Source organism: Pseudomonas sp. NPDC077186 (genome assembly GCF_044543505.1).
Lineage (GTDB): Bacteria > Pseudomonadota > Gammaproteobacteria > Pseudomonadales > Pseudomonadaceae > Aquipseudomonas.
Genome location: NZ_JBITWE010000001.1, coordinates 64,799 through 85,479, shown reverse-complemented (window position 1 = coordinate 85,479; position 20,681 = coordinate 64,799). Strand labels below are relative to the sequence as shown.

Here is a 20,681-nt window from a genome sequence, read left to right as displayed (position 1 = left end):
CACCTCGCAGCCCAGTTGTGCCGATGAATATCCCCAACTTGCTTACCGTGCTCCGGGTTCTGCTGATCCCGGTCTTCATCCTGCTGTTCTACTTGCCGTTTTCCTGGAGCTACTGGGCCGCCAGCGCCGTCTTCGCCATCGCCGCCGTGACCGATTGGCTGGACGGCTATCTGGCGCGGCGCTGGGAGCAGGGCACGCCGTTCGGCGCCTTCCTCGACCCGGTGGCGGACAAGCTGATGGTGGCAGTGGCCCTGGTGCTGCTGGCCGCCGAGCACTCCAACCTGTGGCTGACCCTGGCTGCGGCGACCATCATCGGACGCGAGATCGTGGTCTCCGCGCTGCGCGAATGGATGGCCGAACTGGGTGCGCGCGCGCATGTGGCGGTGTCCAATCTGGGTAAATGGAAAACCGCGGCGCAGATGGTGGCGCTGGTGATCCTGCTGGCTAATCCGCCGCAATTCACCTTCTGGGTACTGCTCGGTTATGCCTTGCTGATCATCGCCGCCGTGCTGACCCTGTGGTCGATGTTGCACTACCTGCTGGCCGCCTGGCCGCACCTGCGCACCACCTCGGAAAAGAAATAAGTATTTTTGAATCAAAGGGTTGACGCGGCGATTCGATTCTATAGAATGGCGCCCGTCACCAAGACAAGCGGGAATAGCTCAGTTGGTAGAGCACGACCTTGCCAAGGTCGGGGTCGCGAGTTCGAGTCTCGTTTCCCGCTCCAAATTATGGTCTACAGGCGTCCACCAAAGGCTGTAGATCGTTGAAATAAGGGCCTTACGGTCCTTTTTTCGTTCCAGCGATATCTGCCGGAGTCTGCCCCCAGCCAGGGCGTTTAAGTCCATTTTTAAGTCCATCTTTATGGGGGCTGTGGTTTCCGGATTGTTGCTGGAGGAGTGCGGCTGGCGAGGCAAGCATCGGGTCCTGACTCTTGTTCAGGAGTTCGCTAATGGCACTCACAGACGTCGCCGTCCGGCAGGCCCGCCCCACCGGCAAGGACTACACCCTCCCTGACTTTGATGGTTTATCTTTGGCGGTGTCCGCCAAGGGTGGCAAATCGTGGCACTTCAGGTACTACTGGGCCGCTAAACAGAAGCGGATGTCCCTGGGCACCTATCCGGCGGTTGGCCTGCGGGAGGCCCGTGCGTTGCGCGATGAGGCCCGTGCTTTGGCCGCTAAAGGCGTCAACCCCAAGGTAGACCGCAAGCACAAGCTCCGCGCTGTCCGTTTGGCGAGCGAGAACAGCTTCAAGGCGGTGTACCTGCAGTGGCTCGTGCACCGCAGGCTGGAACTCAAGGAGGGGCGGCAGAGCACGCTGTCGCAGATCCAGCGAATCTTCGACAAAGACGTGCTTCCTGCCTTGGGCGGCATCGCCATCCATGACATCCGTCGCCCCGATCTCCTGGCCGTGCTGGCTCGCATCGAGCAGCGTCGGGCATTCACCACTGCCGAAAAGGTGCGCACCTGGCTCAGGCACTTGTTCCGCTTTGCCATGGTGAAAGTCGAAGGGGTCGAGGGTAATCCCGCATCGGATCTGGATGTGGTCGCGGCTCCCAAACCGCCGGTGGTCAACAATCCCTTTCTGCGTCTGCATCAGTTACCTGAGTTGCTGTGCAAGCTACGTCGCTATAGGGGCATGATGACCACGCAGCTCGGCATCCGTCTGTTGCTGTTGACGGGCGTGCGCACCGGTGAATTGCGCCTGGCGACGCCGGATCAATTCGATCTGGAACGTGGCTTGTGGATCATTCCGCCCGAGGTGGTCAAGCAACTGCAGGACGGCATGCGCAAGCGTGGCCAGCGGCCGCAGGATATTCCAGCCTATATCGTGCCGTTGTCGGTTCAGGCGATCGAGATCGTTCGTCAGTTACTGGGGCAGGTTAAACCTGCCCAGCGTTACCTGCTGGCCCACCGTAGTGAGCTGAAAAAACGCATTAGCGAGAACACACTGAACGGAGCACTCAAGCGCATGGGCTACGAGGGCTTGCTCACGGGCCACGGCATTCGTGGCACGCTCTCTACTGCACTTAATGAGATCGGCTATCCCAGAATCTGGGTGGATGCCCAGCTCTCTCACGCGGATCCCAATAAGGTCAGTGCGACCTACAACCACGCCCTATATGTGGACCCTCGCAGGAAGATGATGCAGGACTGGGCTGATCGGCTCGATCTGCTGGAGCGGGGGGAAGTAAAAACTGCGGGTAAGCATTTGACGATACTTATTGATGGCATACCGGCGTTGGGTGAAAGGCTAAAAGTATCTGGCGAATCGGTGGTGAATCCGTGGCTTGGCCAAAAACACGGGAAAGGCGGATGATTGGAGAACTTTGTTTGAAATACAGTGATAGTTAAAGTCAGACTGAAACGTATGGCAGCTTCAGAGAAGCTTTAAATGTGAAAAGTCAAATTATCAATAAGTCGTGTTTTGCCGATGCGGGCCGCCACCAAAATCACCAAGTGTGTATCGATACTTGTCGCAGGGCTCAGATTCTTTGCATTTCGGACTTCAAGGTACTCTAGCTGGAAACCGGCAGTCGTTATGCGCTGACGACATTTCTGTAAATAATGCTCATCTACTAGCCTCTTGTCCTTAATTGCCCCAGCTATTTTCTTTAAACATGCGTAAAGGATAGGGGCTATCGTGCGTTCGTGGTCATTCAGATATCCATTGCGAGACGATAACGCCAAACCGTCCGCAGCCCGAACCGTCGGAGCGCCGATGATATCTATTGTCATATTGAGATATTTGACCATCGAGCGAATGACGGCCAACTGCTGATAGTCCTTTTCCCCAAAAAACGCCACGTCTGGCTGCACAATGTTTAACAGTTTGAGGACGATAGTGGCCATGCCGCCAAAGTGACCAGGGCGTACCGCACCGCAAAGGCCCTCAGACACATTCGGAACGCTGACGGTGGCTTGGTTGAGCATTCCATTCGGATAGATCTCTTCAACAGCAGGAGCAAACAGCACATCACATCCGGCCTTGGCCAGCTTTTCGCGGTCAGCGTCGGGAGTCCGGGGATAGCTAGCCAAATCTTCATTTGCTCCGAACTGGAGCGGGTTGACGAAAATACTCGCAACCACGAAATCGACTCGCTGCATTGCACCATGAATCAAAGCGATATGGCCGTCATGCAAGTTACCCATTGTTGGTACTAGGGCGACTTTCTTGTTTTTACCACGAGCGCGGGCCACCAGCGTGCGAAGCCCGCCAATTGTATCAACTGTCAGCATTGCTTCACGCCTCTTTGGTCGTTTGTGTTTCGATGGTCGCAAGCAACCGACTATCACCAGCCGCTAGGGCCTGTAGGGAGCGATACTCGTCAAGACCTCTGACGCTTCCATTGGTCTGCTTCAGCGAAGTATCGTAAATGACATTACTCATCTGTCTGCTTCATTCAAAGGTTATTAAATAGTGCGGTCGATGACTTCTTTCAATTTTCCGAAGTTTAACCATGGCTGCTAGCGGCGCGAACATTGCTCCATGTGCGGCTGAATTTTTCCTTTCTCAAGAGGGTGTAGCCTCTATATCAGGGCGGTAAAATCTCGAGTTGCTGCCAATGGATTTCCCCTCGGCTTGGATGGTCTCGCGACTTAGGGAGGTCTTGTTCAGGAGTTTATGCGGTGCTCGCAGTTTCGAATAACATAGAGAGCTCGGATGATCTAGAGGGACGATTGACTAGTTTTAAAAGAGGCAAGCGCCGAGCTCGAGCAGAAATATGTGACTACTTCAGATCATCCTAGTAGTGGTATAAGTTCATGAATGTTCTGTCAATTACCAGAAAACGTTATTCCATGATACCTGAATAGGAGGGGGGCAATTTCTTGTGTGATCTTGACAGTGATGAGAAGGTTGGTTTGTAGAATTTTTTTGAGCATCACTAAACTCGGCACACCCGGCTAGAAAAACCAAAGAAAAGAAGACGGAGCGTATTTTGGTGGGCATGGTAAACTCGCTTTTGTTATTTTTTGAGTCTGTTTGGTGAATATACCCTTGTAGTGGCTGGAGTCAACTGCAGATTTTGCCACTCGTCGGGACGCCGTTTCTCTCGAGAGAATGGGGCGCCTACGAATTTAAGCCCTGCATAGAGACGTTGCTTAGAGGGCTCTCAATGAACGCTATCATGTCCAGTGGGCGTGGACTCTTAGCTATGGTCAGCATCAACGTTCGCTTTTCTTTTGGTAGCCGCTTGGCGCACCGGCGGGCGGTATTCTTTATGGCCCTGTGGGTTCGGTGAATTTGTGCGCTTAGCATTAAAGCAAATATTGCATCTTTATGAGTCATGGCGCCGCCCTCTACTATTGCGTCTCTGTTGATCTGTCATTGGTGTCAGGTGTTTACTGTGGTGCTTGGGTTGTGCGTGTTAGATCGCGTTGTATCAGGTATGCAGGATTCTAAGCACAGTCTCGTGGAGTAGTGTCGTGCTATCTTCAATGGTTAAAGTAGCATTGCTTTTATCCTCTCTGCTCATTTCAGTTAGCATGGATAGAATTAGGCGTGTGGCTACTTGGAGGGGCATGGGTCTGAATGCTTGAGTTAGTATGCCGTGCTGAATTATTTCAGCGAGTATGAATGTGTACTCTGCGCGGATGGCTTCAATGATCTTTTGTTGATTCGCGGTAAGGTTTCTGAATTCAAGTTGTGCAATGGAGCGATGTTGTGGGCTCGAAGCATTGAATCCGAGATGTGAGCGGATGTAGGCAGAGAGCCGGTGTTCGGGAGAGCTACCTGCTGGTAGATCAACTTTAATGGCATCGAGTAAGTCCGTTTCGTATTCGTCGATCAGTTCGAATAACAGCTCTTGCTTGCCATCTATGTGGTTGTAAAGTGATCCAGGCTGCATTTCCAATGTATTGGCCAGTTTTCTCAGGCTGACGTTATGAAATCCTATTTCACTGAACAATTTCAGGGCGACCTGCCTCACCAGTTGATGTGAGGGCTTATGGTCTATGCCAGAAGTTGCTCTTCCGAGCATCGCTGACAGGTTACAAGTCGATGTAGACGTGCTCATCATGATCATCCAAGAGCTGAGTCTGTATTGGCTGGCTAATAGGTCGCCAATGTCTATTGGCGAGTGTGGGTATTTGTGGGTATTAGGTAATGCTTAAGGCCTTGTAAGTGCTAGTGCGATACCTTGCCCGCCACCGATACACAGAGTAGCCAAACCTTTCTTTGCGTCGCGTCGGATCATCTCGTGGATGAGGCTGACCAGCACACGACAGCCAGACGCGCCTATTGGATGACCGAGAGCGATAGCTCCGCCATTGACATTGACTTTGTCGATATCCCACTTCAGTTCTTTACCGACTGAAAGAGCCTGAGCGGCAAAAGCCTCGTTGGCTTCTATAAGGTCAATTTCATCCAGGGACCAGCGAGCTTTCTCTAGGCATATGTTGCTGGCGTATACCGGGCCAATGCCCATGATCTGCGGATCAACGCCGGTACTGGCATAGGCCTGTATGGTTGCCAGAACGGGTAGGCCAAGAGTCTTGGCTTTTTCTGCACTCATCACGAGTACAGCGGCTGCCCCATCATTGATGGTTGAGGCGTTGCCTGCGGTTACGCTGCCATCCTTCTTGAATGCTGGCTTGAGCTTGGCGAGAGACTCGGCGGTGGTTCCGGCTCGTGGCTGTTCGTCCATGGAGAAGATAAGCGGCTCACCTTGGCGCTGAGGAATAACCACCGGGGTGATTTCGCTCTTGAAACGACCGGACTCGATGGCGGCGCAGGCTAGGCGTTGGGAGCGTGCGGCGAAGGTGTCCTGCTCCTCACGGGTCAGTTGGTAGCAGTCGACCAGATTTTCCGCAGTGATACCCATGTGGTAGCCGTTGAAAGCATCGAGCAGGCCATCCTGTAGCAACGAGTCGGCGAGTTGGGCGTGACCCATGCGCAGGCCAGTACGAGCTTTGGCCAGTACATAAGGAGCCTGGCTCATGCTCTCCATGCCACCAGCGATCACTACTTCGGCGTCACCGCAGCGGATTGCCTGGGCCGCCATGCTGACGGTTTTCAAGCTCGATCCGCACAGTTTGTTCACGGTCAGGGCTGGCACGCTATAAGGTAGGCCGGCGTTGATTGCCGCCTGGCGAGCTGGGTTTTGTCCACAGCCTGCGGTTAGTACCTGGCCGAGGATCACTTCGTCGATGCTGGCCGGATCCAGGCCAGTTTTCTCTAGCAGGGCACGAATCACGATGCTGCCCAACTCTGCGGCGGTAAAACTCGCCAAGCTGCCTTGGAAGGCGCCTATGGCGGTACGAGTTGCAGCTACGATGACGACATCTTGCATGTTGACCTCCGAATTAAAAGCGTGGTGCCATGTCTTTTCAAGAAGACACCACGTTCTGCCAGGCGGCAGAAAACTTGTTCTTGGGGATTTAGTTCTCTGGTCAAGGGCATGGGCTAGTGCCTGCCTAGTGTTCGGGCCACCCGCGAGCCATTGGGTTTGTCCAGTACGGCGCAGATGCGTTGGCCGGCGGTAATCAGCCGCTCCAGGTCGATACCGGATCGGGTACTCAGGCCGTTGGCGTGGCGTTCGGTCGGTAGCAGTCCCTGTTCCTCATCGAAACGGACAGTGCGCGTTGTCACTTCCTGCTCACGCGCGAGCTGGGAGAATCGGTAGTTTCCGGACATGCTCGCGCACCTCCTGCTCGCGTCGAACCTGGCGGATGCAGCCACGATCAAAGCTGGGCCGCATGAATGCGTACTATCTGGGCTGCGCTTTGGAGCCGCTGCCCATCATTGCGCCATTGATCCAGCAGGCGTGCTTTCTGCTCCTGGGCGTGGGCCAGGTAACGCTCCTTGACCGCGCCGTAGCCGCGCACCGCGTCCGGCAGCTCGGCCAGCTTCACGGCAAGTTCGAGCTTGTCCTGGCTGAGCGATGCCAGCAGTTCGTCGAGGAGCTGTTCGTAGCCGAGCAGCCACTCACGCTCCACCTTGCGTTCGTGGGTATGGGCGAAGGGATCGAGCCAGGTATTGCGTACGCGCCTCACTTTGGCCAGGAGCTTGAATCCCTTGAGCATCCACGGGCCGAAACTACGTTTGGCCGGTTCCGCGCCAGGCGTGGTCTTGTTCAGCAGCGGCGGGGCGAGGTGGAAGCTCAGCCGATAGTCACCCTCGAAGGTCGCCTCGATCTTTTCGAGGAACTCGCCGTTGGTAAATAGGCGGGCTACTTCGTATTCGTCCTTGATCGCCAGAACCTTGAAGTAGTGGCGTGCTACCGCCTCGCTGAGAGCGCCGGGCTGACCGATCAGGGCGCTTTCCGCGGCGCAGAATCGCTCGACAAACTTGCGGTAGCGTTCGGCGTAGGCCGCGTCCTGATAGTCGGTGAGGAACTCGCTGCGACGGGAGACGATTTCGTCGAGGTTTTTCGAGAGTTGCCGGTCGCGGCTCTCGACCTTGCTCGTGGCGAGCTTGCCTTGTACCCGGGGCAGGTCGACGGCGGCTCGGCGGCCCCAGACGAAGGCGGTACGGTTGAACTCGACCGCCGTGCCGTTCAGTTCGATGGCTTGCAGCAGGGCGGCCTCACTCACCGGTAGCCAGCCTTTCTGGTAGGCGTAACCGAGCATGAAGGTGTTAGTAGCGATGGAGTCGCCCATCAACGCGGTAGCAATCTTGCTGGCGTCGATGAAGGTCGCCTGACCATCTCCGACTGCCTCGTTGATCTGTGCGGCCATGCCCTCGGTACGGAACTGCGGATCCGGGTTGGCCTGCAGGTTGCCGCTCTCCGCCTGTCGAGCGAAGGTGCGAACGAAGGCGCTGGTGATGCTTTCCTCGCTGTTGACCAGGGCGTGGGTCACGCCCTGGCGTAGCTTGGCCAGGGTCTCGCTGTTGGCGCTGACTACCAGATCGCAGCCCAGCAGTAGGCTGGCTTCGCCCTCGGCGATGCGTGGGGCGAACAGTTGCTCCTGGTGGGCGGCGATACGGATATGCGACCACACCGCGCCGCCTTTCTGCGCCATGCCGGCCATGTCTAGGTTGAGTGCACCTTTGCCTTCGAGGAAGGCGGCCATGCCGAGCAGGGCGCCTATGGTGACCACACCGGTGCCGCCGACGCCGGTGACCAGGATGCTGTAGGGCTCCTCCAGGCTCGGCGCCACCGGTTCAGGCAGCTCCCAGACATCCTCGGCATTTTGCGCCAGGGCCTTGGGCTTGCGCAGCTTGCCGCCTTCGACGGTGACGAAGCTCGGGCAGAAGCCGGATAGACAGGTGAAATCCTTGTTGCAGGACGACTGGTCGATCTCGCGCTTGCGGCCGTATTCGGTTTCCACCGCGACCACCGACATGCAATTGGACTTGCTGCTGCAATCGCCACAGCCCTCGCATACCGCCTCGTTGATAACCACCCGACGCGCCGGGTCGGGGAACTTTCCGCGCTTGCGTCGGCGGCGCTTCTCGGCGGCGCAGGTCTGGTCGTAAATCAGTGCAGATACACCGGTGAACTGGCGCAGTTCGTCCTGCACTTCGTCCATCCTGTCACGGCGATAGACCGGCACGCCGGGAGCCAGGTCTTTCACATCCTGATACTTGTCCGGGTCATCGCTGACCACCACGATCCGTTGTACGCCTTCGGCGGCGAGCTGGCGGGAAATCTGCGGCACGGTCAGCGTGCCGTCCACCGGCTGGCCGCCGGTCATCGCCACTGCGTCGTTGTAGAGGATCTTGTAGGTGATCGACACTTTGGCCGCCACGGAGGCGCGGATAGCCAGCAACCCGGAGTGGAAGTAGGTGCCGTCACCAAGATTGGCGAACACGTGGTGGGTTTCCGTGAACGGCGCCTGGCCGATCCAGGCCACGCCTTCGCCACCCATCTGGCTGAAGGTCTGAGTCTGCGGGTAGATCCAGGCGGCCATGTAATGGCAGCCGATACCGGCCAGGGCGCGGCTGCCGTCCGGGACCTTGGTGGAGGTATTGTGTGGGCAGCCGGAGCAGTAGTGCGGCACGCGTTCCATCAGGTTACCGAACTGCTGCTTGCAACCGAGCTGGGCTTCCAGCACCGCCAGGCGCACTTGCAGCGAGCCATTCGGATGCAGGCGCAGGATACGCCTAGCCAGAGCTCGGGCGATCTGCGCCGGTGTCAGGTCGTTGATCGCCGGCAGCAGCCAGTCGGTGTGCGGCAGGCTCCACTCACCCTTGTCGTCGAATTTGCCGACGATGCGTGGGCGCACGTCTTCGCGCCAGTTGTACAGCTCCTCCTTGAGCTGGTATTCGATCATGTGGCGTTTTTCCTCGACCACCACGATCTCCTCCAGCCCCTCGGCGAACTGGCGCACGCCCTCGGCCTCCAGTGGCCAGACCATGCCAACCTTGTACAAGCGCAGGCCGATCTGCTGTGCCAGCTCCTCGTCGATACCGAGAATGTTCAACGCCTGGCAGACGTCTAGGTAGGACTTGCCGGAGGTGATGATGCCGATGCGTGCCTTGGGCGAATCGAACACGATACGGTCGAGGCGGTTGGCCCGCGCATAGGCTAGCGCCGCGTACAGCTTGTGTTCCAGCAGGCGCTGTTCCTGGGCAAGGGGCGGGTCCGGCCAGCGGATGTTAAGGCCGCCCTCCGGCAGTTCGAAATCGGGAATGACCGGCTGCACGCGATTGATGTCGAGATCGACGATGGCCGCGCTTTCCACCGTATCGGCCACCGCCTTGAGCGCCACCCAGCAACCGGAATAACGCGACATGGCCCAGCCGTGCAGGCCGTAGTCGAGATACTCCTGCACCCCGGACGGCGCCAGCACCGGCATCATCACCGCCTTGAAGATGTGCTCGGTCTGGTGTGGCAGAGAGGAGGAGCGGGCGCCGTGGTCGTCACCGGCGATGGCTAGCACACCGCCGAACTTCGAGGTGCCGGCGGCGTTGGCATGGCGGAACACATCGCCGCAGCGGTCCACACCTGGGCCCTTGCCGTACCACATACCGAACACGCCGTCGTACTTGGCACCCTGGAACAGGTTGACCTGCTGGGTTCCCCACAGCGAGGTAGCGGCGAGGTCTTCGTTCACGCCGGGCTGGAACAGCGTGTGATGTTGCTTGAGGTGATCGCGAGCCTTCCACAGCGCCTGGTCGAAACCGCCCAGCGGCGAGCCTCGGTAGCCGGAAATGAAGCCGGCGGTATCGAGACCGTTGGCGAGGTCGCGCTGACGCTGCATCAGGGGCAGGCGCACCAGCGCCTGGATGCCGGTCATCAGGGCTTTTCCGGTCTGCTGGACGTACTTGTCTTCCAGCGAGGGCGATGTGCTCATGGCTAACCTCCAATTGTTCTTATCGATGCGGCCAGTCTGTGGAGGGCGCATTTTGATTTTGAACAAATTATTGGCTTGTGTTCAGATATCTTGAAGCAATAAAAATATGTTTAAGGTATTTGATAATCAAATACCTGGTGCGGATTGCCCGTGCATTTCGACGATAGCCTTTTGCATTTCGGCGATAGCCCGATTCGTTGTCGCCGTCTCCCCCCTCCCGTTTACTCGTATTGCGCTCCTGTCGAGGGCGCCGCCTTGGTGGCGGAAAACAACAACGAGTGAGACGGAGATTTCTGATGTCGAGTGCCAACCTGATAGGGGGCCGCCTGGCGATTGGTGTGGCGGCGGCCCTGGCGTGCGGCGGACAGCTCCATGCGCGGGAGTTCGAGACCGCCAACCCGGACCTGAAGCTGCGCTGGGACAACACGCTGCGTTACAACCTGGGTGTCCGGGCCGAGGGCCGGGAGCGCGCGCTAGCCAACAACGCCACCTATGACGAGTCCGACTCCAGGTTCGACCGTGGCGATGTGGTGACCAACCGCCTCGACCTGATGAGCGAGTTCGAGCTGGCCTACCAGCAGTACCACGGTTTCCGTGTCAGCGCCGCCGCCTGGTATGACCAGGCCTACACGGATGGCGAGGTGAAGACCGCCCAGGGCAATGTCTACTACCCCGGGGCCTTTCCGGGGCCGAGCACGCCAAGCTACCGAGGGGGTGAATACTCCGGCTTCACCAAGCGCTACCACCGGGGACCCAGCGGAGAACTGCTGGACGCCTTCGCTTTCACCCGCCTCAATCTCGGAGATGTGCCGGTCAGCCTGCGCGTCGGCCGGCATACCGTCTACTGGGGGAGCGGCTTGCTGATTGCCGGCCATGCCGTTTCCTACTCGCAGGCCCCGCTTGATGGACGCAAGGCCGTGAGCAACCCCGGCACCGAAACCCGCGAGATATTCCTGCCGCTGACCCAGCTTTCGGCCCAGGCTCAGGTGACCGACAGGCTATCTCTTGCCGCCCAGTATTTCTTCGAATGGGATACCACCCGTGCGCCGGAAGGCGGCACCTACCTGGCATCGGCCGACGTGGCTCTGGAAGGGCCGAACCAGTTGCCTGTTGCGCCCGGCTTTACGCGTCCCTTGATTGATCCGCTGACCCCGAGCGACCGTGGCAACTGGGGGGTGATGGGTACCTACAGCCTCGATTTCCTGCATTCGGACATCGGCGCCTACTATCGTGAATTCGACGACTACAACCCCTGGGGCCTGCAGGTCGGTAGCAGTTTTGCCCGCTATGTCTATGCCGAGAGCGTCAAGCTCTATGGGCTGAGCTGGTCGGCCGGGCCGCTGCTGGGGGGCGGCTCGTTGGGGGTGGATCTGTCTTATCGGCGTAACGCCTCGCTGATTTCGAGCAATTTCAGCGCGCAAGACAACCAGGGTGCGCGAGGTGATACCTGGCACCTGGTGATCAACGGCCTATGGCTGCTACCGCGCACAGACTACTTCGACACCGGCAATTTCATCGCCGAGATGGCCTACAGCCGCGTGCAGCGTGTAACCGACCACAAAGAACTCTTCAAAGGCGAAGGCTACGGTGGCTGCCCGACGAACCAAGACAAGGAGTGGGGTTGTGCCACACGCAACTACCTCGGTGTCGCCTTCAACTTCGCGCCGCAATGGCTGGGGGTATTCCCAGGTTGGAACATCTCGGCGCCGATGAGCTTCGACTACGGTGTTTCGGGCAATGCCGCCACCGGTGGCGGCAGCGAGGGCAAGTACAGCTACAAGATCGGTGTCAAGGGCACGTTGGACGAGCGCTACGACGTGACCCTGGCCTATATCGGCTACGGCAGCCCACGTAAGTACGCAGACATCCCCGGTGTGGGCAAGACCGTGGTCGGCGGCTCCGGCGATATCGGCCTGTCCGACCGCAACTGGATCTCGCTGACCCTGAGCACCGCGTTCTGATCCGCCGCCGGCCGCGCGGCCGGCGCAGCGCCATGACATCGCGTGCGCGACGAGGTCGCGTCCTGTCCGGCGTTTCCCAAGACTATGAGTGGAGGTTTCCATGCAACCGAACATCTACACGATGGGCCTGCTCGCCATCGCTCTGGCCGGCTCGGCGCTGGGTGACGACAGCTATTCGCCCAACGATCTCGGCGGCAAGCTGACGCGCTTCGGCGCCATCGCCGCCGGCAACGCGGAGGGCACCATTCCTCCCTACGAAGGGGGGCTCAAGGTACCGGCCAGCCTGCAACCTGGCGATGGCAGCTGGCCCAATCCGTTCGACGGGGAGCAGCCTCGACTGCGTATCACCGCAACCAATGCCGACCAGTACGCAGACCAGTTGTCCGCCGGGCAGATGCGGCTGCTCAAGCAGAATCCCGACACCTACTTCATGGATATCTACCCGACCCACCGCACCGCGGCCTTCCCCGAGGCGTTTCTCGCCGCGACCCAGCGCAACGCCAACGATCCTGAGTGCAAGTCGTTCAACGATGGCCTCTCCATTGCCGAGGCCTGTCGCGGTGGCCTGCCGTTCCCGCTGCCGCAGGACGGCCAGCAGGTGATGTGGAATTACATCCTTAACTATCAGGGCGTGAACGGCTGGGACTGGAATCACAGCGCCTACGTGGTCAACCAGGGGCGCCCGACCTTGACCAACACCAACCGCTCCACGGGCGAGAAGCCCTTCTATCAGCTTGAGGTGCCGGGCCGCGATCCGCGCATCGCCCAGCGTATCTGGTCGCGCATCGTCGCCCCGGCGCGCACCGCCGGGCAGGCGTCCGGCTACTGGGACTACCTCGACCCGGTGACGAGCGCGCGTTCGGCCTGGAGCTACTCGACCGGCCAGCGCCGCGTGCGCAAGGCCCCGGAGTTCGCCTACGACACGCCCAACTCGGCGTTCGGCGGAGTGGCTTTCTACGACGAAATATTCCTCTTCTCCGGGAAGATGGACCGCTTCGACTGGAAGCTGTTGGGCAGGAAGGAAATGTTCATCCCCTACAGCAACTACGACCTGAAGTGGAAGTGCGACATGGATACCAAGCTGATGGCCAAGCACATCAACCCGGCCTGCGAGCGTTGGGAGTTGCACCGCGTCTGGGTGGTCGAGGCCACGCGCAAGGAGGGTGTACGTCACGCGCAGAAGCAGCGCCGCTACTACATCGACGAGGATACTTTCGGCGCCGCGCTCTACGACGCCTGGGATGACGCCGGGGAAATGTTCCGCGCTGGAGCGCAGTACAACATCCAGGCATACGGTATGCCGAACAACCCGCAGCAGGATTCCTACTCGCTGTACGACTTCACCCGCGACCAGTACGGCATGTTCGGCAATGGTCCGACCCGCTACCGCAAGGAGGCGATCGCCGAGCGCGAGGCCAATCCGCAAACCATCGCCGCCGGGCAGACCCGCTGAACCAGCCGAGGAGAGTCAAGTCATGCAACATCTCGAAGGCAAGGTCGCCGTGCTCACTGGAGCAGGCAGCGGTATCGGCCGGGCCACGGCCCGGATGTTTGCCGGACAGGGCGCGTGCGTGGTGGTCACCGATCTCTACGAACACGCGGCGCGAGAGGTCGCGCAAGACATAGTCGAGACCGGTGGGCGCGCCATCGCACTGCGGGTCGACGTTGGTGTGGAAGATGACTTGCGGCGGATGATCGCGCTTGCGCTCGACGCTTTTGGGCATCTCGACGTGCTGTTCAACAATGCAGTCAACAAGAATCCGGCGACCGTGCGCGATGTGGATTTCCTCGACTTTAACGAGGAGCTGTTCCACGCCAACATGCGGGTCAACGTGCTCGGCGGCGTGTTGGCCTGCAAGCACGCCCTACCGCACATGCTGGAGAGGGGAGAGGGTTCGATCATTTTCACCTCTTCGACCAGCTCGATCGCCGGCGAGGTCGCCCAGTTCAGCTACGGCGCCTCGAAGGCGGCGCTGAATTGGTACGTGCAGAGCATTGCCGCGACCTTCGGCAAGTGCGGTATCCGCTGCAATGCGATTCTCCCCGGCGTGATCCGCACCCCGGCGATGGAAAGCTGGGCCAACGCGGCGATGCAGGCGGCCTTTCTCGATATCCAGAACGTTCCGCGTCTCGGCGAGCCCGAGGACATCGCCGGTATGGCGCTGTACCTGGCCTCGGACGAATCCCGCTACGTCAATGGTGCGCTATTGCGCGTTGATGGCGGCATGAGCTGCGCCACGCCAATGGTGCCGGTCGTGCGCACCTACCTCTGACCCTTTCATCAGGAGCCGTTATGGGGCAGTTACAAGAGAACTTCATCCGCGAATTCTGCGCTGCCTGGGGCGATGGCAGCGCCCAGTCGCGGCCGCAGGTCGACAAGATCGTTTCCATGCTGGCCGAGGACGCTGTCTGGCAACTCTGGGTCCCGGGTGGCCCGGTCATCCGCGGACGCGCTGCGCTGCGCCGAGAGATCGAGCGACAGATGAGCTACACCAGCCACAACCTTTGCACCATCAGGCACATGGTTTCCTCCGACAACTTAGTGATGACCGAACGTGACGACTACGCGGTGTCCAGCGGTAAGCCGATGCCGCATTCGATGGTGGCGGTCTACGAGCTCGACGCGCAGGGCCTGATCAAGGCCTGGCGTGAGTACCTGGATACCGCCGACCTGGCGAAGAAAAAAGGCGTGGCGCTCGATCAGGTCGGCGGCCCCGGCCTGGACGAAGCGAAGCACTGAGCAATTTCTGGAGAAGCGAATGCAATCGCTAGACACGCAAGAAAGCGCCGGAGCGCTCATCGAACAGAAGCTGCGGACCTTCGTCGAACGGCTGAGTGGCGGCCAGGTGACGGCCATGCAGCGCCTGCCGCGCTGGCGGCCAGCCTGGAACCTGGACGTGCGCCGTGGGGAGGAAGTCCTCCGCCTGCACATCCGCGGCGAGCGCGGCGGCGACGTCAGCCCGTTCCCGGAGCTGCGCCGCGAGGCGGACATCCTCAGCCTGCTCGGCGAGCAGGGTATCCCGGTGCCGCATATCCATGGCTTCTGCGAGGACCCGCCGGCTATCGTCATGGACCTGGTGCCCGGGACCCGCGACGTTGGCAGCGCCGCCAGCGACGAGGAACGCCGCGCACTGGCCCGCCAGTACGTGCGCGCCATGGCGGCCATGCACCGATTGCCCCTGGAGCCGTTCGTGGCCAAGGGCGTCCGCTTACCGCAGGGCGCCGACGAGATCAGCCTGGCCGGGCTGGAGGCTTATTACCCGCTGTACCTGCGCAACAAGACTCGGCCACAGCCGCTGGCCGAGTTCGCCCTCGGCTGGCTACGCCGCAACGTGCCCAGGCACCGCACCAGAGCCGCTTTCGTGCAGTACGACTCGGGCCAGTACCTGTTCGCGGATGGCAAGCTCAACGCTCTCTACGACTTCGAGTTCGCCATGATCGGCGACCCGTTGGCGGACCTGGCCTCGGCGCGTATGCGCGACAACTACGAGCCGTTGGGCGAGACCTTCAGCGAGCTGTACCGCTATTACCAGGAGGTCAGCGACGAGCCGGCCGATGCGGATGTGGTGCGTTACCACACGGTGCTGTTCTCCACTGTCAGCACCATGCAGTTCTCCGCCACCGTCGCCACGCCGCAGCCGGGCGACCCGCATGACACCTACATCGAGTTCGACCTGGCCCTGCGCCGCGTTGTCGTGCATGCCCTGGCCGAGGCGATGGGCATTGCCATAGAGACGCCGTCACTGACACTCGTCGAGGTGGGAGCGAACGCCCAGTTGCTGACGATGCTCGCCGACGCGGTCGGGCGGATCGAGGTGAGCGATGAGTTCCAGAAGTCCCGGCGTGCCGCCGCGCTCAAGCTGGTCGAGTACCTCGGTCGCGCCGATGCCATGGAGCTTGAGCTGCGGCGCCTGGAGCGGGAGGAGGCCGAGGTGCTGCTGGGGCGGCGCTTCGAGGACCACGGGCAGATCGACGCCGCCCTGGAGGCTTTCGTCCGGGATGCCGGGCCGGAGTATGACGAGCGTTTGCTGCGCCTGTTCATGGCGCAGATCGAACGTCGCGTCCAGGTATTCGGTGGCAGCGCCATCGGCGCGTCGGCCAGCCATATCGACCTGCCGCCCATCTAGGCACGCGGCTCCATCCCCCTTATGCGGCCTCTGGGCCAGGAGTACAGATGATGGGTGAACTCGAACAAGCCAGCGATGCGTTGGCGTTCAAACGGAAATACGGCCCCTGGGCGCTGATCGCCGGGGCCTCGCACGGGGTGGGCGCGGCGTTCGCCCGCCAGTTGGCGGCGCGTGGCCTGAACTGCGTGCTGGTGGCGCGGCGCCAGGACGCCCTGGACGCGCTGCGCCTGGAACTGGTTGCCCACCATGGCGTCGAGGTGCTGGTGGTCAGCCAGGACCTGTCGCATGCCGATGCGGCGAGTAGCCTGCTCGCCGCCGTGGCGGAGCGCGAGATCGGCCTGTTCGTCTACAACGCCGGCGGCGACCCTTTCCTTACCCGTTTCCTCGACACCTCGGTGGAGGACTGGAGCTCGCTGCTGCGTCTCAACGCCTCGACGCCGATGGCGTGCTGTCATGCCTTCGGAGGGCGGATGCTTGGCCGTGGCCGGGGAGGGGTGATCCTGGTTGGTTCGCAGGCCGCCCTGGGCGGCATCCGCAAGCTGGCCATGTACAGCGCCAGCAAGGGCTTCGCGATGAACCTCGGCGAGTCGCTGTGGGCCGAGTGGCGGGACCGGGGCGTGGACGTGCTGAACCTGCTCATCGGCACCGTGGATACCCCGACGATGCGCGAAGCGATGGTCAGGTTGAACATCCCCGATGCCCTGAGCATGCCCTTGCCCCAGGCCGAAGACGTGGTTGCCGTGGCCCTGGACGGACTGGGCAACGGGCCGACGCTGATCCACCCAGACGACCTGGCGTCCGGCGAACCACACCGGCGGCCAGGCGTCGCGCGCCGCGAACACACCATTGGCAAAAGCGCCGAGGCGGCGGTCTTCATTGGTGCCGATTGACTCGGCAGAGGTTTGAGCATGAAGCATTTCAACAATGAAGAGTTCAAGCGCGGCTGGCATGTGCTGATACTGGCCATCGTTGGCGTGGCCACCAGTTCCAGTTCGCTGCTGCTGTACAGCTTCAGTTCCATGGTCATCCCGCTGGAGCAGGCCATGGGCTGGGCGCGCAGCGACCTGCAGGCGGCGATCACCGCACTGTCCCTGGGCACCATCGTCGCCGCGCAACTGGCCGGCTGGCTCAACCTGCGCTACGGCCTGCGCGCCGTCACCCTGGTGTCGCTGGTCGTGCTGAGCCTGAGCCTGTTCATGCTGGCGCGCGTCGACGGCTCGATCTGGATGCTCTACCTGGGTTTCTTCCTGGTGCCCCTGGCCGGTGTCGGGACCCTGCAGATCACCTGGTCGCACCTGGTCAACTTGTGGTTCGAGGAGAACCGCGGCTTCGCCCTGGCGATCATTCTCAGCGGTTCCGGGCTGGCGGCGATCATACTGCCGCTGATCACCAGTTGGGCCATTGGCCGTTGGAACTGGCAGGCCGGTTTCATCGCCCTCGGCCTGTTGCCAGTGCTGCTGGCCCTGCCACTGGCGTTGCGCTGGCTGGTACCGGTGGTGGCGGTTGGTGATGCCCGCGCGCAGGCGCCGATGGTGGAGGCGGTGCGCCACCCCGGCATCTTGCTGCGCGACGCCCTGGGTTCCTGGCGCTTCTGGGTCTGCAACCTGTCCATGACTCTGGTGGTGGCCTGCGTGGTCGGTATGGTTACCAATATCGTGCCGTTGTTGCAGGATCGCGGCCTGAGCGCATCCCAGGCCAGCCAGGTGTTCAGCAGTTTCGGTATTTCGCTGATCCTTGGCCGGCTGGTGGTGGGCTACCTGATCGACCGCCTTTGGGCACCGGGCGTTGCCGCCCTGGCCTTGCTGCTTCCGGCCTTCGCCTGCCTGATTTTCGCCTACACCGAAGCCAACCTGCTGCTGTTCATCCTCGCCACCCTGCTGGTGGGCATCGGTGCCGGTGCCGAGTTCGATATTGCCGCTTTCCTTATCGCCCGCTACTTCGGCATGCGTGATTACGGCCGGCTGTTCGGCGTGCATCTGGGTCTTATCACTGCCGGTGCGGCCGCATCGCCGCTGTTGTTCGGTGCCTTGCTCAGGGACACCGGCAGCTATACGGCCATGCTCGGTTTTTGTTTTGCCTGCTTCGTGGTGGGCCCCTTGCTGCTGCTGACCCTGGGTGGCTACCCGGTGTTCAGGCGCGAAGCGTTACCGGTACATTGAGCCTGCTTGCTAAATATCTAGACAACTTTGCATAATATGTTCAACTTTGTGCCGTCCCTGAACAACAAGACAGAGAAGGAGATTGTCATGCGTGCTGCCATCATTTCCGAACGCAATGCCCCGCCGGTGGTGGGGGATTTCCGTGAGCCAGAGCCGCAGGACGGTGCGGTACTGATCGACGTCGACACCGCCGGCCTCGGTGGCTGGGATGTGCTCGGTGCCTATCGTCTGGGTGTGGAATATCCCTGCGTGATTCGTGGAGAGGGCGTAGGTCGTGCGCCTGATGGCCGGCGCGTGTACTTCGGCGAACGCTCGGTGGCGCCGTTCGGTGCCTGGGCCGAGCGCACCCTGGTGCCTGCCGCCGAGGTGTGGGAAGTGCCTGACGAGGTGGACGACAAGACCGCCATCAGCATGGGTATCGCCGCCACCGGAGCCATAGTGCCGTTGGAGAAGGCCGCGATCCAGAAAGGCGAGAAGGTGCTGATCCTCGGTGCTACCGGCACCCTCGGCCAGATTGCCCTGCAACTGGCGCGCAACATGGGCGCCGGCAAGGTGGTGGGCGCGGCGCGTTCGGCCCATGCGCTGCTGGGCCTGAAGTCGCGCGGCATAGCCGACGAGGTGGTGACCCTGGGTGGCGCCGATGATGTGGCCGCATTGAAGGACGCCGCCGACGGCGGCTTCGACGTGGTCCTCGACCTGGTCTGTGGCCAGCCGATGCTCACCGCGTTGAAGGCCACCAACTGGGGCGCGCGGATCATGACCATCGGCACTGGGGCGGGGCGGCAGGTCAACCTGGACATTGCCGACCTGCTGTTCCGCTCGCTGTCCTGTATCGGCACCGGTCAGCGCCCACCGGCCGAACGCGAGCAGATCTGGCGACGTCTGCTGAAAATCGCCAAGGAGCAGGGAATCCAGGTCGACTATCTCGACTACACCCTGGATCAGGCGGCCGAGGCCTGGGCTACCCAAGTGGCCGGTCCGCACGCGAAGATTACGGCCAGAATAAAGCGCTGATCCATGCCGTGGCCCGAGCGCCATGAGCCTGTGGGAGTGGTCTCAGCCGCGAGGCTGCCATGAACCTATTGTGGTCGCAACGGATCGCCGCTTCCATAAAGGTTGTTTTCGACCTCTGTTAACTTGTGCGACTTCAGCGGCTGCGCTGCCGGCGGAACTCTTCTGGGGTCAGTCCCACTTCCTTACGAAAGGCCGCGGTAAAAGCCGCGGCATTCTGGAAGCCCGCGCCATAGGCGACCTGCTTGATCAGCAAGCGTTGATCGGAGAGCAGCGTCATGGCCTTTCTGACCCGGATCTCCGCGGCATAGCGGCGCAGCGTCTTGCCGGTGGTGTTCTTGAGGCGAGTCGATAGCTGCCTAACCGGCAAGGAACAGGCCGCTGCCAGATGCCGCAAGGACGTATCCCCCTCTGGGCCTGCTTCCAACATTTCCCTTAGCAGCAGGAGTTGGCCAGGGCTGAGTTTGCCGTTCTCCTCGGTGTCGCCGTGGTCACGGAGAAACTCCCGGTGCAGCTCCAGGGCGATGCCGGTCAGTAGGCATTCGATGTGCAGTTCGCTGGCGAAGCCGGGGGTGGTGACCTCTTCCGCCAAACGTCGCAGGGTAGCTTGCAGGTAGAGGCTCTGTAGGTTGAGCATTTCCTCGCAGGCGCGGCTGTTCCAGTCCCAGTGGAGAGCGGCCAGCGAGCCTAGGTTCGCCGGATCGAACATGCAGATCAGCGACTTCTGCTGGTAGGCGCCATGTTTGAGATGGAATTCGGTACCATGAGGAATGAACAGAAGCTGGCCAAGTGGCTTGAAACAGTGCGCGGCATGACCGTCGAAGCTGCCGAAATTGTGTGTGGTGCCGTTGCAGGCGAGGCCGGGTGGCGTCAGTAGCATGCGTACCAGGCAATTCTTCTGGAGCTTGATCAAGGCCGTGCCCGAGCTGGGCCAGTGGGCGTGTTCCAGGCGAATGTCGAAACCTTGTTTGCGTAGCGAGGCTTCGGTCCAGAAATCGCCAGTATGTTCGGATTCGTATTCCTTGTAGCTGATCGCGTTCATTTTCAACCTTCAGCAATTCTTGTTCTTGGCGCTGAAATTCGAACGGTCGCGAAACCGTCGGGCAGATCTGAGCTGCAGTGCAGTAGGTCTGGCTCCTAGTCACTACCCGAGTTTACTCAGCGTATCGGTGAGGGCGATT

Annotated in this window: 14 protein-coding genes, 1 tRNA gene and 2 pseudogenes; 11 read left to right on the top strand and 6 right to left on the bottom strand. The window is 60.7% G+C overall.

From position 1 onward, the window contains the following. Positions 1 to 23: 23 nt before the first annotated feature. The 3 genes and pseudogenes from pgsA to ACIGKL_RS00385 all read left to right on the top strand — a co-directional run. Positions 24 to 584, top strand: a complete 561-nt coding sequence (gene pgsA / locus ACIGKL_RS00395) for a CDP-diacylglycerol--glycerol-3-phosphate 3-phosphatidyltransferase (RefSeq protein ID WP_021442548.1) — start codon at positions 24 to 26, stop codon at positions 582 to 584. A 67-nt stretch (positions 585 to 651) separates the two neighbouring features. Continuing rightward, positions 652 to 727: transfer RNA gene (locus ACIGKL_RS00390), tRNA-Gly, on the top strand. Between the two features lie 225 nt (positions 728 to 952). After that, a pseudogene (locus tag ACIGKL_RS00385) lies at positions 953 to 2,260 on the top strand (tyrosine-type recombinase/integrase); the annotation flags it as partial. Between the two features lie 131 nt (positions 2,261 to 2,391). Here ACIGKL_RS00385 and panC read toward each other — a convergent pair. The 5 genes and pseudogenes from panC to ACIGKL_RS00360 form a co-directional block, all read right to left on the bottom strand. Beyond that, positions 2,392 to 3,240 carry a pantoate--beta-alanine ligase gene (panC, locus tag ACIGKL_RS00380; protein ID WP_195881787.1) on the bottom strand — a complete coding sequence of 283 codons (849 nt, stop codon included), beginning with the start codon at positions 3,238 to 3,240 and terminating at the stop codon, positions 2,392 to 2,394. Positions 3,241 to 4,385: 1,145 nt separating this feature from the next. Continuing rightward, entirely contained in the window at positions 4,386 to 5,018 is a 633-nt protein-coding gene (locus ACIGKL_RS00375; protein ID WP_195881788.1) for a TetR/AcrR family transcriptional regulator, read from the bottom strand. Positions 5,019 to 5,111: 93 nt separating this feature from the next. After that, entirely contained in the window at positions 5,112 to 6,293 is a 1,182-nt protein-coding gene (locus ACIGKL_RS00370; RefSeq protein ID WP_195881789.1) for an acetyl-CoA C-acetyltransferase, read from the bottom strand. A 113-nt stretch (positions 6,294 to 6,406) separates the two neighbouring features. Beyond that, positions 6,407 to 6,529 (bottom strand): annotated as a pseudogene (locus tag ACIGKL_RS00365) (hydroxymethylglutaryl-CoA lyase); the annotation flags it as partial. A gap of 155 nt (positions 6,530 to 6,684) precedes the next feature. Next, a complete protein-coding gene (locus ACIGKL_RS00360; RefSeq protein WP_195881790.1) occupies positions 6,685 to 10,242 on the bottom strand; it encodes an indolepyruvate ferredoxin oxidoreductase family protein in 3,558 nt (1,185 codons plus the stop codon). Positions 10,243 to 10,538: 296 nt separating this feature from the next. Between ACIGKL_RS00360 and ACIGKL_RS00355 the strand changes: the two genes are divergently transcribed. The 8 genes from ACIGKL_RS00355 (at position 10,539) to ACIGKL_RS00320 (ending at position 19,503) form a co-directional block, all read left to right on the top strand. Further along, entirely contained in the window at positions 10,539 to 12,203 is a 1,665-nt protein-coding gene (locus tag ACIGKL_RS00355; protein WP_003244705.1) for a DUF1302 domain-containing protein, read from the top strand. Between the two features lie 100 nt (positions 12,204 to 12,303). Continuing rightward, on the top strand, positions 12,304 to 13,656 hold the full coding sequence (locus ACIGKL_RS00350; RefSeq protein WP_125919116.1) for a DUF1329 domain-containing protein: 1,353 nt from the start codon (positions 12,304 to 12,306) through the stop codon (positions 13,654 to 13,656). 22 nt (positions 13,657 to 13,678) lie between these two features. Then, a complete protein-coding gene (locus ACIGKL_RS00345; RefSeq protein ID WP_125919117.1) occupies positions 13,679 to 14,476 on the top strand; it encodes an SDR family NAD(P)-dependent oxidoreductase in 798 nt (265 codons plus the stop codon). A gap of 20 nt (positions 14,477 to 14,496) precedes the next feature. Continuing rightward, on the top strand, positions 14,497 to 14,943 hold the full coding sequence (locus ACIGKL_RS00340; RefSeq protein ID WP_003244709.1) for a nuclear transport factor 2 family protein: 447 nt from the start codon (positions 14,497 to 14,499) through the stop codon (positions 14,941 to 14,943). A gap of 19 nt (positions 14,944 to 14,962) precedes the next feature. After that, positions 14,963 to 16,330, top strand: coding sequence for a phosphotransferase family protein (locus tag ACIGKL_RS00335; RefSeq protein ID WP_125919118.1), 1,368 nt, complete (start codon positions 14,963 to 14,965; stop codon positions 16,328 to 16,330). Positions 16,331 to 16,380: 50 nt separating this feature from the next. Then, entirely contained in the window at positions 16,381 to 17,220 is an 840-nt protein-coding gene (locus ACIGKL_RS00330) for an SDR family oxidoreductase (protein ID WP_125919119.1), read from the top strand. A gap of 18 nt (positions 17,221 to 17,238) precedes the next feature. Next, on the top strand, positions 17,239 to 18,489 hold the full coding sequence (locus tag ACIGKL_RS00325) for an MFS transporter (protein ID WP_003244715.1): 1,251 nt from the start codon (positions 17,239 to 17,241) through the stop codon (positions 18,487 to 18,489). A gap of 87 nt (positions 18,490 to 18,576) precedes the next feature. Beyond that, on the top strand, positions 18,577 to 19,503 hold the full coding sequence (locus ACIGKL_RS00320) for a zinc-binding dehydrogenase (RefSeq protein ID WP_125919120.1): 927 nt from the start codon (positions 18,577 to 18,579) through the stop codon (positions 19,501 to 19,503). 133 nt (positions 19,504 to 19,636) lie between these two features. Here ACIGKL_RS00320 and ACIGKL_RS00315 read toward each other — a convergent pair whose 3' ends face one another. Then, positions 19,637 to 20,542, bottom strand: a complete 906-nt coding sequence (locus tag ACIGKL_RS00315) for an AraC family transcriptional regulator (RefSeq protein WP_003244718.1) — start codon at positions 20,540 to 20,542, stop codon at positions 19,637 to 19,639. Between the last annotated feature and the right edge of the window lie 139 nt (positions 20,543 to 20,681).

Bases quoted from the DNA above. Each gene is read 5' to 3' on its own strand.
- pgsA (WP_021442548.1), top strand. From the start codon at position 24: ATGAATATCCCCAACTTGCTTACCGTGCTCCGGGTTCTGCTGATCCCG.
- panC (WP_195881787.1), bottom strand. From the start codon at position 3,240: ATGCTGACAGTTGATACAATTGGCGGGCTTCGCACGCTGGTGGCCCGC.
- ACIGKL_RS00375 (WP_195881788.1), bottom strand. From the start codon at position 5,018: ATGAGCACGTCTACATCGACTTGTAACCTGTCAGCGATGCTCGGAAGA.
- ACIGKL_RS00370 (WP_195881789.1), bottom strand. From the start codon at position 6,293: ATGCAAGATGTCGTCATCGTAGCTGCAACTCGTACCGCCATAGGCGCC.
- ACIGKL_RS00360 (WP_195881790.1), bottom strand. From the start codon at position 10,242: ATGAGCACATCGCCCTCGCTGGAAGACAAGTACGTCCAGCAGACCGGA.
- ACIGKL_RS00355 (WP_003244705.1), top strand. From the start codon at position 10,539: ATGTCGAGTGCCAACCTGATAGGGGGCCGCCTGGCGATTGGTGTGGCG.
- ACIGKL_RS00350 (WP_125919116.1), top strand. From the start codon at position 12,304: ATGCAACCGAACATCTACACGATGGGCCTGCTCGCCATCGCTCTGGCC.
- ACIGKL_RS00345 (WP_125919117.1), top strand. From the start codon at position 13,679: ATGCAACATCTCGAAGGCAAGGTCGCCGTGCTCACTGGAGCAGGCAGC.
- ACIGKL_RS00340 (WP_003244709.1), top strand. From the start codon at position 14,497: ATGGGGCAGTTACAAGAGAACTTCATCCGCGAATTCTGCGCTGCCTGG.
- ACIGKL_RS00335 (WP_125919118.1), top strand. From the start codon at position 14,963: ATGCAATCGCTAGACACGCAAGAAAGCGCCGGAGCGCTCATCGAACAG.
- ACIGKL_RS00330 (WP_125919119.1), top strand. From the start codon at position 16,381: ATGGGTGAACTCGAACAAGCCAGCGATGCGTTGGCGTTCAAACGGAAA.
- ACIGKL_RS00325 (WP_003244715.1), top strand. From the start codon at position 17,239: ATGAAGCATTTCAACAATGAAGAGTTCAAGCGCGGCTGGCATGTGCTG.
- ACIGKL_RS00320 (WP_125919120.1), top strand. From the start codon at position 18,577: ATGCGTGCTGCCATCATTTCCGAACGCAATGCCCCGCCGGTGGTGGGG.
- ACIGKL_RS00315 (WP_003244718.1), bottom strand. From the start codon at position 20,542: ATGAACGCGATCAGCTACAAGGAATACGAATCCGAACATACTGGCGAT.